The sequence below is a fragment of the Fructobacillus fructosus KCTC 3544 genome (genome assembly GCF_001438695.1).
In the GTDB taxonomy this organism is placed as follows: domain Bacteria; phylum Bacillota; class Bacilli; order Lactobacillales; family Lactobacillaceae; genus Fructobacillus; species Fructobacillus fructosus.
In genome coordinates this window covers 49,433-64,744 of record NZ_JQBH01000008.1, presented here as the reverse complement: position 1 = coordinate 64,744, position 15,312 = coordinate 49,433, and the positions used below count along the sequence as shown (strand labels likewise).

Genomic DNA, 15,312 nt, shown 5'->3' with positions numbered 1-15,312 from the left:
CTGAATTCATTCTAGGCATGGAAATAAAAACGGTAAAGGGGTAAAATTGAGATACTGTCCCACAAACATTACAAAATAAAGAAAGTGTCCCTTTTATGGCTAATAAAACCTACACGCTAATGCACGAACACCTTCTGGATACTGCTGGTGAACTCCTAGCCGTCATCCCCTTCTCCAAGCTAACCGTAAAGCATATTTGTGAGAAAGCCGAAGTTAACCGCAATACGTTTTATCGCCACTTCGATGATAAGTATGAGCTACTGGATGTCATCATTCAACAAGCACTTCACGTGATGGCCAATCAGATTGATATTGAATCCTTCCGCCAACAGCCATTCACCACAATCAATAAGTTCACCTTTCCTGAATCGCTATCCGTACTCGACTTTCAGCTGCAAGACAAAACCTTCGAAGACCAATTTTACAACGCTGTTTTTAAAGAACTAACGGCCATGGCCTCATCCTCTGATATCCTGTGGCTACTTGGAAACATGCAAGTAATTCGTATCTGGAATGCCTCGTTATCAACTCCGCATTCCTTTCAAAAGGATTACGCCCTCTTCGATGAAATCATCCGAGAAAAGAAATTCCCGGGCATTGATTAAAACAAGTAAAAACGCCCACCCTAACCGGCAGGCGTTTTTTATTTCAACTTTAACGTAATAAGACAAGCAATGACATTCCTTGTATCCAACCATTATGAAACATATGCATCAAAATCGACGATGATAGTTTTCCGGTTTTATTGTAGGCATAGGCCAAGCCAGTTCCAATGATTAAGTATGGTGGCAGATCAAGTAGTGACAGCCAAGTATAAGAGCCTAAATGGTAAAGTCCAAAAAGCAATCCGGACAAAATCACGGTTACCCATGGCGCCTTTGCCCATTTAAAATAGTGGAAAAAGAGGCCACGAAACACCAACTCCTCCATTAGCGGTCCCATCACCACGATAATAAAGGATAGGATGACCGTCGAGTAAACACCACTGAAGTGCATTAAATCATCCAATGCTGCTTGGTTTTCGGTTGTACCACTCGTCCATTTTGACAAGAAGAGTTGTTCGAAAACACCCCAAATCATCATACCGGAAAGCGAAATTAAGTAGATGCCGGCTAAATTTAACCATTCCGATTGTTTTGGCCAGTCGACCTTTTTAAACGAAAAGCGCTGCCGAATTCGTTTTGCATGAACTTGCATCGGCTGTTTTAAGGTTTGAAAGGCAAAGCGAATAAATGAATAAGAAAGCAAAAAACCACAAAGCAGCCACAAATAACGTTCTCTTCCCGAAACTAAAATCGACCCCTGCAACATCGCCATGGCCAAATATTCAAAAAAGAAAAAGCAAAGCCAAGCCAGGACTTTATACAAACTCGTTGCTGTCCAAGTGATGCGCTGGTGTTGTTTTAAAAAAGCCGTAAAGTGTTTCATATCTCTTCCTCTTATCTTTGATTAGGGTAACACAATTCAGAATCAAGTGACACCGCGGTCAGCAAAGATGATGAATATAAATGATAAAAAGAGGAGGATACCCCCCCTCTTTTCAACCTATTTTTGCGACAAATTGAGTTTTTCTTCAATCGTTTTAATCACACCGGCTTCTTCATTCGTTGCCAGCGCCTCTCGGTCATGAACTTGGTGCATAAATGCCGCCGCATTCGGCATCAAAAAGGACTCCTGATACTTCTTTAGCATTTCCAAATCATTGGAATTATCACCAAAAACCATCACCTCATCATCTGAAATGCCGTAATGTTTTTGCAAGATAGCCAACGCATTGGCTTTGTTGACATCCTTTGGCAAGATGTCGACAGACCCAAAGCCAGAGCCCGTAACATGAATTTCATGTCCCAGAACTTCTTCAATCGCCGTGACATACTTCTGAACTTCGTCATGTGGCCAAATGAAGGAAACACCAAGAATTTGATCATCAATCGAGAGCAATTTCTCCACTTGCATCACGTTTGGGTAAAAGCGAGCTAATTGATCAATGACAGCCTGACTGGCATGGTTGGATACATAGGTTCCCTTCGTACCTGAAAGCACAATCAAATTATCTGCTGACTGCGGATTCAAGCTGTTCCATTCAATGACTTTTTCAATTTGTTTAGCCGTTAAATAAACAGCGTACAACTCTTCGTCAGAAGTTTGGACAACGGAACCATTCGATCCAACGTAATCAATTTGATCAAGGAGTCCTTGATTTCCCATCGGCGCAAACAATTCACGCAAATTTTGAATACGGCGACCTGAAGCAGCAACGAAACGGACGTCTCGTTCTTTTAACTCTTTTAATAGTTTTGCAAAACGTTTCTGGTCATACTGGTCTTCGTTAGCCAAAAACGTACCATCCATGTCGGAGGCAATTAATTTAATCGTCATAGTTCGCCTTTCTTGTTTAGTCGAAGGACGGCTCAATGGCTCATCACTTATTCAGCAAAACCTTCTAGATACTTTTCGTAGGCCGCCTGGTCAACAACCCAATCCAGTTCACCAATGTACTCCACATGTGGATCGTGGTAAGCAAAGCCGTGCTTAAACTTGTAGAGCCCATCGTCTGGGGTAAAGGAACCAACGCCACCAAAGTCATAACGGGTCTTCTTTTCAGACAAGCCCCACTTCAGCATTTCCCACTGCACTAAATATGGACCATAGTGTTTGGCATAGGCACGGTTCGAACCGGCATACATGTACCAGATCTTGTCGCCATATGCAAAGCCAATCCCTGCAGCAACTACCTGACCATCAAAGTGGGCTAAGAACACACGGAAGGCGGGGTCATCGGCCCAGAGTTCCTGCATTCGGTAGAAATAATCAATCGGACGGTGCGTAATATTTTGCGCCTTCGCCATCATCTTGTACGTTTCAAAGAAGGCATCAATGTCTTCTTTTGAACGACCGGAGGTAATGGTCACGCCGTCTTTGATTGCCCGACGAATCTGATTACGGTAATCACTCTTAAAGTGATGCATGAGCTCATCTTCATTGGTAATGACCTCGGCGCCCTCACCTCGGCCGTCATAAAAGAGGTTGACGTTTCGTCGAGGCTGAATGTTACCGTGCATATAGGTCACGTTTGTGTTTCGGGTAACAAAGCCGGCCGCCTCATATTGGGCATTCAACCCTTTGTTGTACAAAACTTCTGGATCCATTCGAAGCAAAAAGACGTTATCAGGTAAGTTATCCAACGCTTCTTGAACTAAGGACTTAATCAAGTCGACATCGTCAATATCAGCAACAGGTCCCTTAGGACAGTAAGCTAACAGCTTTCCAGGAACCGCCTCAATGGTTAAAACAGCCATCGCGGCCGTCAGTTCGCCGGCAGCGTTTTCACGATAAAGGTAAAGATGCCCCCAGTTCGCCTTCAGTTCACCCCACTTGGGGTCCTGAGTGACCTGTCCCCCGTCCTGTGTTCGTACAAAGTCTTGAAACTTTTTAACTGCTGTTTTATTTGTCAGATCAAGAACTGCCATTTTTTACTTCCCCGTTGTGATGGATGCATAGTTTTGAATAAAGTACACCAAAGTCTGTAATTCGTTAGTTAAGTCAACGTTTTGAACACGAACACCCTTTGGAACTGAAACACGGAGTGGTGTAAAGTTCATAATCCCTTTCACGCCAGCCTTAACCAAACGGTCCGTAATGTCTTGTGCAGCTTCTTGAGGAACTGTCAAAATCGCAATATTAATTCGTTGTGCCTTAATTTGCTCCTCTAATTCTGACATATCATAAATTGGCACACCAGACAAAATCTTGCCCCGGTGCTCATTAATGTCAAAGGCAGCGGCAATTCGCATGTTTGATGATTGGTGGAAGTTGAAATTCAACAGCGCATGCCCCAAGTTTCCAACCCCAATTAATGCCACGTTAATCAACGAATTTTGATCCAAAACCTTGGCAAAGAAAGAAAGCAAGGCCTTCACATCATAACCGTACCCACGCTTACCAAGGGCACCAAAATAGGAAAAGTCGCGACGAATTGTAGCAGCATCAAACTTCGTTGCTTCGGCTAATTCGGCTGAAGAAATTCGGTTTGTGCCCGCATCTTCAAGAAAAGTTAAATAACGATAATAAATCGGCAACCGTTTAGCAGTTGCGCGTGGAATCTGCGCTTGTTCGTTCATATTCGTCTCCATTCAATACTTTGTGAAAGTCCAGTTCCTTGTGAACTATAATGTATAAATTATAGCATAATATCAAGCGTTAAAAAAGAAACTTGTTAAAAATTCACAATACTTTTATCACATTATTGTTACATAAAACCTTAACAGTTCTAAATTAATTAAATAAAAAAAAACAGGTTTTCCCTGTTTAGTCCGTTTTCTTTTCCCGCAAAGGAAAATCCAACCCTGGATGTGTATTTAAATCTAAATCAGCAAAGATACCTTGCTTATAATTCCAATAACCGGCTGCCCCAATCATGGCGGCATTATCCCCTGTGTATTGTTTGGGAACTGGGATAAAGTCAGTATCGGGAAATTCGGTCATCAATTCCGCTAAGGCATGTCGCAATCCACTGTTAGCTGCTACACCACCAGCCAAGACAAGTGAACGCACAGGAAAATCCTGCAACGCCCGTCTTGTCCGATCAATCAAAGCCTTAATGACAGCAGCTTGAAAGGAAGCGGCCAAGTCTTTCTGGTCAATCACGTCACCGCGCTGTTCGGCATTATGCACTTGGTTGATTACCGCAGACTTCAGTCCTGAAAAAGAAAAGTCATAGCCAGCTTCATGGGCCATCGCCTGTGGAAAATCAATGGTCACTTCTCCCTGATCAGCGAGTTCATCAATCGCCTTTCCAGCCGGATAGTTTAAGCCCATGAGCCGACCGACTTTGTCATATGATTCCCCTGCCGCATCATCATAGGTTTCCCCGAGAATTTCAAAGGAATTTTCTTTTTCCATCAACACCAGTTCCGTGTGACCACCAGAGACCATCAACGCGATGGCGGGATATTCAATTGCCTTGTTGAAGTTTGCCGCTGCAATGTGCCCAGCTAAATGGTTCACTGGAATCAACGGCAGGTTATGAGCCATTGCAAAGGTCTTTGCCCCCATTAACCCGACCAGCAGAGAGCCAACAAGACCTGGACCATAAGTAACAGCTACGCCATCGAGCTCGTCAGGATTCACACCAGATTCATCTAAGGCAATATCCAGCGTTTTAGTAATCCACTCCAAATGATGTCTGGAGGCAACCTCAGGAACAATCCCACCGAATCGTTGGTGAGAGTTAATTTGAGTGGCCACCGCATTCGATAGCACCTGATTGCCGTCTTTGACGACAGCCACCGAAGTTTCATCCGCACTGGATTCAAATGCAATCAAAGTTGTCATGATCTTTTCTCCATTAGTATGGCGGTTTGACCGTCTTGGTAATAGTTTTTCCGTTCGTTATAGGTTTGAAAGCCCATCTTAGCATAAAGTTTTTGTGCAGGCTGATTATTGGCCGCCACTTCAAGCAAAATGCGGTTTCCGGCCTGTTGCTCTAATAAGTGACCCAATAGCGCTTGCCCAAGTCCCTGACGCTGATTATCCGGCAGCACGGCCAAGTAGTCAATCTCAACCTCGTCCAAAACAACGGTAAAGGAAAGAACAGCACGGCCGCGTTCCTCCATCAAATAGTGAACCCGATGACTTTGTAGCTGCTGCACAATCACTGCTTCGGGTATAGGGCTATGCCCACCAAAGGCGTTGTGAAACAAAGTCGCAATCATGGGTGCATCCAATACCGTTGCCAGCCTAGCCCTCAAGGTTTTCCACCATGGAAATGGCATCTTCCTTGTTATCGACATAGTAATTTTCAATCACATCTTCGACATGAAAGCCCAGACGGTCGTATAGCGCTAACGCCCCCGTATTTGAGCGTCTGGCTTCTAAGGAAAGTTTCGGTAATCCAATTTCCCAGGCAACGGCTTTAGCCGTATTAATGAGGTAGGAACCCACCTTTTGTCCTTGCCAGACGGGCAAGACAGCCAAGTTAGCAATATGCAAGTCCGGAACCTGTTCGCGTCGAACAAGTGCGATAAAGGCAACCACTTGATCCCTTTTGGAGACCGCAAGGTAAAGGCGATCTTTTTCAGTTGTCAGTTCATGATAAAAATCACGAGAAACCCAAGGAGCATACCCGTTGTAAACTGCCTCTTGGATGGCAACTAGGCCCGGAATATCAGATACCGTCGCCAACCGAAGGGTTAGCACATCCCCATTGATTTCAAGTCGTTCGGTTGGAAAGTCAATGAGTGTCTGGGCGACGGGCTTTTCTTTCTTTTTCTTTTTCTTCCTAAACTTCAAAAACATAAGGCTTATCCAATGGTTGACCCTGGTGGGCCTTTTCCCAATTCAACTCAGCCTGTGTCTTACGCAAGTAAGCAGGCGTTAAATTCGCAACATCTGAAACGGCTTTGGTTTCAGGAGCAAGACTAATCAGTCCCGTCCCGTTTGGCAATGATTCCTCCTCAGAGAGAATGGTGAGTGGCATACGGCCCAGCTCCTCATTAAGTACATCCTCAAAGTGCTGGCCATCCCCAATCACGATCACCGGCTCGTTTACCTGGGCAATCAACGGCAACACCTCATCAATTGGGTAGTGACCATCTTCTAACACTACCTGATTTCCGAGGTAAGCACCTGCAAAAACATTATCGTTACGGGCATCAAAAAGCGCCAATACAACGGTCTTAGGACCAGCCTGTAATTGGACTTGACGAGCAAGGGCTTTCAAAGACGAAACAGCCAGCAGTGGCTTATCCAACGTATCAGCAAGCACCTTTCCTACTGTTAGGCCAATTCTTAGGCCTGTAAAGGAACCCGGTCCCTTCGCCACCACAATTTGATTCACATCCTGCAGTGACCAGGCCGCCTCTTTTAGCAAGTTTTGGATTGCTGGCAGCAAATCGACCGAATGATTCTTAGGTTTGTTGGTCGAAAAGGAATTAACCAATTGACCATCTTCAGAAAGCGCCACCAGTAGTGGTTGATTACTTGTATCAATTGCCAAAACTTTCATTACAGCCCCCTTATGATGCCTGTTCTACCTATTCATTTTACTAGAGAACGGCTTCATTTCAAATAAAAAAACCGCCTAAAGCGGTTTTAAAAGAAAATCAGTCAACGACTGCTTTACTTTGCCAAGCCTTCGTTACGCATAACGGTTGAAACGGCCTGAATGGCATCCTTAGCATCGTCACCGTCAGCTTTAATGGTCACATCTGCGCCATGGCCAACACCAAGTGACATCACACCCATGATGGACTTCAAGTTAACTTCCTTACCCTGATATGACAAGGTTACCTCAGATGAAAACTTTGAAGCAGCCTGTACCAACAAAGTTGCTGGACGAGCGTGGATACCTGTTTCGGAAATGATGTTAAATTCTTTTGTTTCTGCCATGTTTCTTTCTCCTTTTGGAAAAGTCTTATTCACGATTTAAGTTTATCAAAGCGCTTACAAAATAGCAAGGATTATTCACTGTCAAGCCCTTGGAAAAGCCGTCCGCCCGAGGCTTTCCCCAAGCGATTATTATAAGCCTTTCCAATTCCCATATCCGGCATGGACTCGACGTAAATTCGTTTGATTACCGATTGGTCATCAAAGTAACGCAATCCAGCGAAAAGGTTCTCACTCGCTTGCTCCAGGCCAGTTCCCAAAGACCAGGATGCTTGCTTTCTCGCATCAATGTCCATCAACAAGGCATCTTCTGCCATAACCGCATCACTAGTAGTGAGTACCCGTTGCAAGTCCTGCCAATCGAGTGGGTCGAACATCACCACCTCTTTATCTGGTGCGTAATGCCGGTACTTCATCCCCGGTGCCTTCGGTACCTGGTCTGCTGCCAATGCCTTTTGGCTAGTTGCATCGATCACTTCAGTCTTCAACACCTGTTCCAAATCACCTTGGCTCACAGCTCCGGTTCGTAAGATTGTTGGTCGCTTAGCCGTTAAATCAACCACCGTCGATTCAACCCCTACCTGAGTTGGCCCATCATCAACAATGGCCGCAATTTTACCAGCCATATCGTGTTTAACATGAGCAGCCGTGGTTGGCGATGGCTTACCAGAAGTGTTCGCTGAGGGCCCAACGATTGGCACACCGGCCAGTCGAATCATTTGGCGTGTCACCTGGTTGGCCGGCATTCGTACGGCAGCCGTTTCGAGTCCCCCTGTCACCAGCATCGACACCATTCCCGTTTTAATCGGTAAAATAATGGTCAAAGAACCCGGCCAGAAAACCGTCATTAATTCCTTTGCCTGTGCCGTCAACTCAACGTAAGGTTGCAGTTGTTCAATGGCCCCGACGGTCATAATCAAAGGATTGTCGGACGGGCGTCCCTTTGCCACGAAGACCTTTTTGACTGCTTCGTCATTCGTGGCATCAGCTCCCAATCCATAGACAGTTTCCGTTGGAAAGGCCACGACTTCCCCTGATTGCAAGAGTTTGGCTGCTACTTCAATCGCTTTTGTTGAATTATTTAATGTTTTTGTTTCCATCAAGTTTCACTCGAATCATTCTGTCTAAGCCTGCCAGGTCTTGTTTTAAATCGACCTGGGCTTGTGGCAGTTCATCTTGAAAAATCTTTTTTAAAACCGTTCCCTGGTCATAACCAATCTCAAAATAGGCCCGACCACCGGGCTGCAAATAATCAGCCAGTTGCTTTGCCATGGCCTCGTACAAGGCCAGCCCCTGATGATCGGCATACAGTGCCAAGTCCGGTTCATAGGCCACCACGGACTCATCCATTTCATCTTGCCCATTTTTTCTAATATAAGGCGGATTAGACACAATGATGTCGTATCGTTTATCGCCGAGCGCTTCGAAGAGGTCGGATTCAACTAATTTCACGCGATTTTCCACTTGGAATCGTTTACGATTTTCCCAGGCAACCGCCAGAGCATCCCTTGAAATATCCGCTGCAGTGAGGGTCAACGATGCCTGCTCCGCTGCTAAAGTCAAAGCAATGGCACCAGAACCAGTTCCAACATCAAGGACGGTGGGACGTTCAGATTGAATTGGTGAACGCTTTAAATCGTTCAAAATCCAATCGACCAGCAATTCCGTTTCTGGCCTTGGTATTAGTACCCGTTCGTCAACCAAAAAGTCGCGACCGTAAAACGGTGCTTCACCAATAACATACTGGGCTGGCTTTCCTTGAACTAGTCCCGCAATCCAGCTCGGCCAACGTTCGGCCAACCAATTTGGCATCATCCGGGTCAGGTTTGCTCGTAACATGCCGTAATTGACTTTTAAAGCACCCGTCAACAGAAAGTCGATGTTATCAAGCGACTCTGCTTCATCAAAACCAGCAGCCAAAAGTTCAGCCAGTGCCCACTTTCTGGCTTCTAGAAGGGCAATTTTCGGTTGGTTCGTGCCCCCATACTTTGAGGACCGACCAACCTGTCGATCAAAGCGTCCCATGCCAACGTTATTCAATTCACCAAGCGTTCGCTTGTCTTCTTCAGCCATTATTGTTCATTTAAGGCAGCCAACTTAGCTGTCTGTTCGGCCAACACGAGGGCATCGATAATCTCACCTAAGTCACCGGCAATGATGCGGTCTAATTTGTTCAAAGTCAAGCCAATTCGGTGATCAGTTACCCGGTTTTGTGGGTAGTTATAGGTCCTGATTCGTTCTGACCGGTCACCAGAACCAACGGCCGTCTTCCGCTGTTCAGCATACTCGGCCTGGTTTTCTTGTGCAAAATGATCGTAAACACGGGCATTCAAGACTTTCCAGGCCTTGGCACGGTTTTGCTGCTGAGAACGCTCATCCTGCATCGCCACCGTAATACCGGTCGGTTCATGGGTCAACCGGATTGCCGAAGAGGTCTTGTTGACGTGCTGACCACCGGCACCAGAGGCACGGTAGACGTCCTCGCGAACATCCTTTGGATCAATTAACCCCTCCGCATCAACTTCTTCGAACTCGGGCATAATACCAACCGTGGCCGTTGACGTATGCACACGACCTTGTGTTTCAGTCTTTGGTACCCGTTGTACACGGTGAGCGCCAGATTCAAACTTCAACTTCGAAAAGACTTTATCACCGGTGATCATGGCCGCTACTTCTTTGTAACCGCCAACTTCGGTAGTTGTTTCATCAATGATTTGCAACTGCCAACCCTGCGATTCAGCATAACGCCGGTACATGCCTAATAAATCGGCTGCGAAAAGCGAAGATTCGTCCCCACCGGCTGCGCCACGGATTTCCATGATGATGTTCTTATCATCATTATCATCCTTTGGCAGCATCAAAATTTTGAGTTGTTCTTCCAACTCTTCCTTTTCAGGTTTCAAAGTCGCCAAGTCTTCCTTGGCCAAATCATCCATTTCAGGATCACCCAACATCGACTCGGCTTCTTCGATGCCGGAAACCACGCTTTGATAACGCTGGTAGGTTTCAACCGTTTCGCGAATTTGACCAGCTTCCTTGGATAACTTCATGTAGTTTTGTGAGTCAGCCATCACGTCGGGATCGGCCAACATTTGGTTTAATTCATCATAACGGTCAACCACCGTTTGAATTTGAGCAAAAATCGGATCCATTACGCATCCCCCTGTTTCTCTAACATCGTCAAATCTGGATGGTACCAATGGTAACGGCAGACCGGCTTGTAGGTGTCATCGCCACCAATTTGGATCTGTTCTCCCTCATACTGAGGTTGCCCATTGGCAAAACGTAGTTGCGTCGTTGCCTTGCGACCACAAAAAGAACAAATGGTTTTCATCTCAACTAACTTGTCGGCCATCTCAATCAGCCGCTTCGCCCCTTCAAAGAGTTCGTTAAAGGCGTCTTGTTTCAAACCGAAAGTCATGACCGGCAAATCCAAGCGATCCACTACCAAAGTTAACTGATCCACTTGTTCCTTTTTTAAGAACTGCGCTTCATCCACTAAAACAGCCGTGAGTTCCCGTTCGGTTAACTCTTCTTGAATCATGTCGTAAAGATTGGCCTGTGGCTCAATAACCCTGGCGGGGCGTTTCAAGCCAATTCGCGAAGCAATCATCCCCACGCCATCTCGATCGTTAATCAAGGGCGTCAACAAAAGAACGTGCTTTCCTTGCGATTCGTAGTTGTGTGCGACTTTTAAAATTTCAATTGATTTACCGGAGCCCATTGCTCCATATTCAAAGTATAACTGGGCCAAAAGATTCACCATTTTTCTTTTTTCTATCCTATCTAGTATAGCAATTTTTAGGCCATCTGACGATGGGCCAGACCAATTTCTCAAAAGCTTTCGAACCGTGGTAAAATAAGGATTTAGAAAAGGAGGGCGTTTCATGTCTTTGAAAAGCCAATTGGCCAAGTTCACGGCCCAATCAGCGCACTTTGTTTTACACGACGTTTTGAAACGAGGCGGTACATCATTACCTGGGAAACTAGCCGTTTCGATTGATCCCGACGTGTTGTCAGCCATAGCCACAGACTTTGATCTCGTCGTGGTCACGGGAACCAACGGGAAAACCCTAACAACCGCTCTAATCACACGCATCTTAAAAGCGGGGGGTTACTCCGTTATTACCAATCCCTCCGGATCCAACATGGTTCAGGGAATCGCTGGAACATTATTAACAACTAAAATCACTCCTTCGCCCAATGGTAAAAAGCCAATTGCAGTTTTGGAAGTAGATGAAGCCAACGTGTTGTCACTCGCTAAGGCCATCCAGCCGAAGTATTTTGTCTTGACCAATATTTTCCGTGATCAGATGGATCGTTACGGTGAGATTTACACGACTTATCAAAAAATCATTGACGGCATTCTGCAGGCACCCGATGCGACAGTCATCACCAATGGTGATTCACCAATTTTTGCTCGTGGTGATTACCCAAATAAGCGCCTCTATTACGGGTTTGATAACGTTAAAGAAAGCGATTACAAAGACTTAAAAGCCCCTAATAATACAGATGGTATCTTGAGCCCCACTGATCACTCCGTCCTCCACTATCATTTCATTACCTACGCCAACCTTGGCCGTTACTTCTCCGTCACAGACGACTTTAAGCGCCCCCATCTCGACACGGCGGTCACAGCCATTGATGAGCTGACCCCAAAGTCTTCTCGCTTTGCCATTGATGGGCAACCACTCAAAATGGAAATTGGTGGTTTATACAACATTTACAACGCACTGGCCGCCTACAGCGTTGGAAAGGCATTCGACGTGACGCCAGCCCAAATGGCTGCTGCCTTCGATGAAGACAAGCAAGTCTTCGGTCGGCAAGAATCGCTCAAAATTGGTAATAAAGACCTCACCATCCTGCTGATTAAAAATCCGGTCGGTACCAACACCGTGATTGACATGATGGAAACCGAGCCAGCACCCTTTACCCTGATTGCCATGTTAAACGCCAACTACGCTGACGGAATCGACACCTCCTGGATTTGGGATGCCGAATTTGAACGGCTCCATGATAGCCAACTGAAGGCCGTCATGACCGGGGGAGAACGTTACAAGGATATCACCGTCCGTCTCAAAATGGCCGGCTTCCCCATCCAAGAGACTTTCCCAAAAACAGAAGAAATTGTCCAGGCAATTGAAGCAGCCCCAACCGATAAGGTTTACTTGGCTGCCACCTACACGGCCATGCTGCAGGTTCGGGCCGTCTTACGCGAAAAGGGCTACATCAAGGAGGAGTACTAATGGCTGATTATAAACTGACACTCGCCCACCTCTATGGTGACTTAATGAACACTTATGGCGATTATGGTAACATTATTGCCTTACGCTACTACGCCAAGCAAATCGGCGTTGAAATCGATGATCAGCTGGTTTCATTGAACGATGACTTTGATTCAAAGGCTTACGACTTTGTCCTCTTTGGTGGCGGTCAGGATTACGAAGAAACCATTGTCGCCAACGACTTGGCTGGCAAAAAAGAAGGCCTGAAGGAATACATCGAAAACGATGGTCCCCTATTGGCCGTCTGTGGTGGCTTTCAGCTACTTGGTCACTACATGGAAATGGCCGATGGTAGTAAAGTCGATGGTATCGGTGTGATGGACCACTACACAACCAACATGACCGACCCATCCGTCAAAGTCGCCAAGGGTACTCGCTTAACCGGTGACATCGTCATCAAGAACAACGAAACTGGTGAAACCTACCATGGCTTTGAAAATCACCAAGGACGCACCTTCTTAGGTAAGGGTGAAAAAGCACTTGGAACCGTTGTTTCTGGTCGCGGAAACAATGGTATGGACCAGTCGGAAGGTGTTATTTACCACAACGTCTACGGTTCTTACTTCCACGGTCCCATCTTTACCCGCAATGGTAACCTGGCTAAGCGTGTCTTGGCAACGGCTCTGGAACGCAAGTACCCAGACGTCGACTGGCAGGCCAAGCTTGAAAAAGTGCCAGCAGAAACATTCTAAAAAAGAGCAGTGTCTTCACTGCTCTTTTTTGTGCACATAAACAAAAAATCGGTCAGCCATACATTGAAGCATGGTTGACCGACTTTTTTATTTTCCTTATTCGGATAGATGGTAATAATAAGTTGAAATGGAGATGTTATCCATTGTGGACAGGGCCGCTCGCAGGCGCAACGATGATTGGTTATGCAAAATGTTTTGCCAAGGCTTCTTTGGCACAAATTGCGGAATAATCACGGTTACGGAATGGTTGACCTTTTCTGACTGTTTCGACACTTTGGAAACAAAGTTCACGACTGGTTTAACAATGGAGCGGTAGGACGTGTGAACGTCAACATAACGTACATCCCCAAAGTCTGCCTTGAACTGCGCCTGAATCTTCTCCTCACGTCCAGGGTTGTCATCGAAGGACACGTGCATCGCCACGACTTTGGTAGCGATTGACTGCGCATAATCAACGGCTTCTGAAGTGACACGGGTCAAGTTCGAGACTAAGACAATGGCCGTTGAACCATCGTATTCATGGCGAACCGATTCAACGTTATTAACGTACTGCAAACGCAACTGTCGAGCAATTGCTTCGTAATGACGACGAATGCGGAAGAACATGAACATCACGAGGGGCATGATGAAGAGATAGGGCCAAACGTGATTTAAACGGGTCACGAAGAGGACAATCACCAAGCCCGCCGACATGGCGGCCCCGATAAAGTTAATAATGGACTTAAACCACCAGAAACCTTCTTCCTGACGATTGCGATACCAGTGAATGATCATGCCTGACTGTGATAGGGTAAACGGTACAAAAACACCCACAGCATAAAGCGGAATCAAATTATCAGTGTTCCCATGGAAAATCACCGTCAAAATCATGGCCCCAATGGAAAGTGACAAAATCCCATTCGAGTAGCCGAGACGGTCCCCCTTGTCCAAGTAAAGATGGGGCAAGTACTTGTCTTTGGCCAAGTTAACGGCCAGAACCGGAAAGGCAGAAAAACCTGTGTTCGCCGCTACTGCCAAAATAAGGGCAGTGGCCAACTGAACTAAGTAGAAGAACAGGTTATGGCCGCCAAAAGTTTGCGCAGCAATCTGTGAAAGAACAGTCGAATGACTGTTTGGCTGAATGCCATACCAGTAAGACAAGAAAGTAATGCCAAGGAAGAAGAAGGCCAAAATAGCAGCCATCATGGTCAAAGTCGTCGCCGCATGCTTTTCTTTCGGTTCTTTAAAGTTTGGTACCGCGTTGGAAATGGCTTCCACACCAGTCAGAGAGGAAGAACCAGAAGACAGAGCACGCAAAAAGAAAATCAAGGTCAAACCGGAAAAGTCGGTGCCGATTCGTGCGGCTTGATGAGCGGGAATTGCTCCGGTAGCAGCCTGAAAGAGCCCCCAGAGGACAGTAATCGTCATCACAACAATGAAGAAATAAACGGGAACCATTAAGAAGTTAGCCGATTCACGTAACCCACGCAAATTCAAAGCCGTTAAGATCAAAATTGTTGCAATGGATAGTGGTACCGCAAAATTTAAAAGAGCAGGTACCGCCGCCGTAATAGCGTCAGCCGCTGCCGAAGCTGAAACGGCAACCGTTAGCATATAGTCGACCAAAAGAGAACCACCAGCAACTAAGCCGGCCTTGGCCCCCCAATTCTGACTGGCAACGGTGTAGGCACCGCCACCATTTGGGTAGGCTTTAATAATCTGTCGATAAGAAAGGACGATTGCCCCTAGCAAGACTAAAATAATCATCGCAATTGGCAACTGCAACCACAGGGCCACAGCGCCCGCGGTAATTAATACAGATGTGATTGATTCCGTTCCATAGGCAACGGATGATAGCGCATCGGAAGAAAGTAGGGCCAGCGCTTTTGACTTGGTCAATGACTGTCCTGCTGCCTCTGAGCTTTTCAAAGGTTTTCCGATGACAACACGCTTAAGGTTTCGAAACATGG

The 15,312-nt window shown here is 46.1% G+C and carries 17 protein-coding genes; 3 read left to right on the top strand and 14 right to left on the bottom strand.

The window, feature by feature from the left end:
* Window positions 1-95 precede the first annotated feature (95 nt).
* Window positions 96-605, top strand: a complete 510-nt coding sequence (locus tag IV71_RS04755; protein WP_010017631.1) for a TetR/AcrR family transcriptional regulator — start codon at window positions 96-98, stop codon at window positions 603-605.
* A 49-nt stretch (window positions 606-654) separates the two neighbouring features.
* Here the strand turns inward: IV71_RS04755 and IV71_RS04750 are convergent, their stop codons facing one another.
* The 13 genes from IV71_RS04750 to IV71_RS04690 all read right to left on the bottom strand — a co-directional run bounded on the left by IV71_RS04750 (window position 655) and on the right by IV71_RS04690 (window position 11,140).
* Entirely contained in the window at window positions 655-1,428 is a 774-nt protein-coding gene (locus tag IV71_RS04750) for a CPBP family intramembrane glutamic endopeptidase (protein ID WP_010017632.1), read from the bottom strand.
* Window positions 1,429-1,545: 117 nt separating this feature from the next.
* Window positions 1,546-2,379, bottom strand: coding sequence for an HAD-IIB family hydrolase (locus IV71_RS04745; RefSeq protein ID WP_056995028.1), 834 nt, complete (start codon window positions 2,377-2,379; stop codon window positions 1,546-1,548).
* A gap of 47 nt (window positions 2,380-2,426) precedes the next feature.
* Entirely contained in the window at window positions 2,427-3,470 is a 1,044-nt protein-coding gene (locus tag IV71_RS04740) for a lipid II:glycine glycyltransferase FemX (protein WP_010017737.1), read from the bottom strand.
* 3 nt (window positions 3,471-3,473) lie between these two features.
* Window positions 3,474-4,121, bottom strand: a complete 648-nt coding sequence (locus IV71_RS04735; protein WP_056995027.1) for a redox-sensing transcriptional repressor Rex — start codon at window positions 4,119-4,121, stop codon at window positions 3,474-3,476.
* Window positions 4,122-4,308: 187 nt separating this feature from the next.
* Entirely contained in the window at window positions 4,309-5,334 is a 1,026-nt protein-coding gene (gene tsaD / locus IV71_RS04730; RefSeq protein WP_010017735.1) for a tRNA (adenosine(37)-N6)-threonylcarbamoyltransferase complex transferase subunit TsaD, read from the bottom strand.
* On the bottom strand, window positions 5,331-5,750 hold the full coding sequence (gene rimI / locus IV71_RS04725; RefSeq protein WP_029489961.1) for a ribosomal protein S18-alanine N-acetyltransferase: 420 nt from the start codon (window positions 5,748-5,750) through the stop codon (window positions 5,331-5,333). Before rimI (IV71_RS04725) ends, tsaD begins: the two co-directional genes overlap by 4 nt.
* Window positions 5,740-6,297, bottom strand: coding sequence for a ribosomal protein S18-alanine N-acetyltransferase (gene rimI, locus IV71_RS04720; RefSeq protein ID WP_010017733.1), 558 nt, complete (start codon window positions 6,295-6,297; stop codon window positions 5,740-5,742). Before rimI (IV71_RS04720) ends, rimI (IV71_RS04725) begins: the two co-directional genes overlap by 11 nt.
* A complete protein-coding gene (tsaB, locus tag IV71_RS04715) occupies window positions 6,281-7,006 on the bottom strand; it encodes a tRNA (adenosine(37)-N6)-threonylcarbamoyltransferase complex dimerization subunit type 1 TsaB (protein WP_010017731.1) in 726 nt (241 codons plus the stop codon). The genes rimI (IV71_RS04720) and tsaB overlap by 17 nt, the downstream gene beginning before the upstream one ends.
* Window positions 7,007-7,119: 113 nt before the next feature.
* On the bottom strand, window positions 7,120-7,389 hold the full coding sequence (locus IV71_RS04710) for a phosphocarrier protein HPr (RefSeq protein WP_010017729.1): 270 nt from the start codon (window positions 7,387-7,389) through the stop codon (window positions 7,120-7,122).
* 71 nt (window positions 7,390-7,460) lie between these two features.
* Window positions 7,461-8,486 (bottom strand): L-threonylcarbamoyladenylate synthase, encoded by a 1,026-nt coding sequence (locus IV71_RS04705; protein ID WP_010017727.1) that lies wholly within the window; start codon window positions 8,484-8,486, stop codon window positions 7,461-7,463.
* Window positions 8,464-9,459 (bottom strand): peptide chain release factor N(5)-glutamine methyltransferase, encoded by a 996-nt coding sequence (gene prmC / locus IV71_RS04700; RefSeq protein WP_010017725.1) that lies wholly within the window; start codon window positions 9,457-9,459, stop codon window positions 8,464-8,466. The genes IV71_RS04705 and prmC overlap by 23 nt, the downstream gene beginning before the upstream one ends.
* On the bottom strand, window positions 9,459-10,538 hold the full coding sequence (prfA, locus tag IV71_RS04695) for a peptide chain release factor 1 (RefSeq protein ID WP_010017724.1): 1,080 nt from the start codon (window positions 10,536-10,538) through the stop codon (window positions 9,459-9,461). Before prfA ends, prmC begins: the two co-directional genes overlap by 1 nt.
* Window positions 10,538-11,140, bottom strand: a complete 603-nt coding sequence (locus IV71_RS04690; protein ID WP_029489960.1) for a thymidine kinase — start codon at window positions 11,138-11,140, stop codon at window positions 10,538-10,540. The genes prfA and IV71_RS04690 overlap by 1 nt, the downstream gene beginning before the upstream one ends.
* A gap of 133 nt (window positions 11,141-11,273) precedes the next feature.
* Between IV71_RS04690 and IV71_RS04685 the strand changes: the two genes are divergently transcribed.
* Window positions 11,274-12,632 carry a Mur ligase family protein gene (locus IV71_RS04685; RefSeq protein ID WP_010017722.1) on the top strand — a complete coding sequence of 453 codons (1,359 nt, stop codon included), beginning with the start codon at window positions 11,274-11,276 and terminating at the stop codon, window positions 12,630-12,632.
* Complete coding sequence (locus IV71_RS04680; protein WP_010017721.1) at window positions 12,632-13,363, top strand: type 1 glutamine amidotransferase; 732 nt, start codon at window positions 12,632-12,634, stop codon at window positions 13,361-13,363. The genes IV71_RS04685 and IV71_RS04680 overlap by 1 nt, the downstream gene beginning before the upstream one ends.
* A gap of 96 nt (window positions 13,364-13,459) precedes the next feature.
* Here IV71_RS04680 and IV71_RS04675 read toward each other — a convergent pair whose 3' ends face one another.
* Window positions 13,460-15,310 (bottom strand): APC family permease, encoded by a 1,851-nt coding sequence (locus IV71_RS04675; protein ID WP_010017720.1) that lies wholly within the window; start codon window positions 15,308-15,310, stop codon window positions 13,460-13,462.
* Window positions 15,311-15,312: the final 2 nt, after the last annotated feature.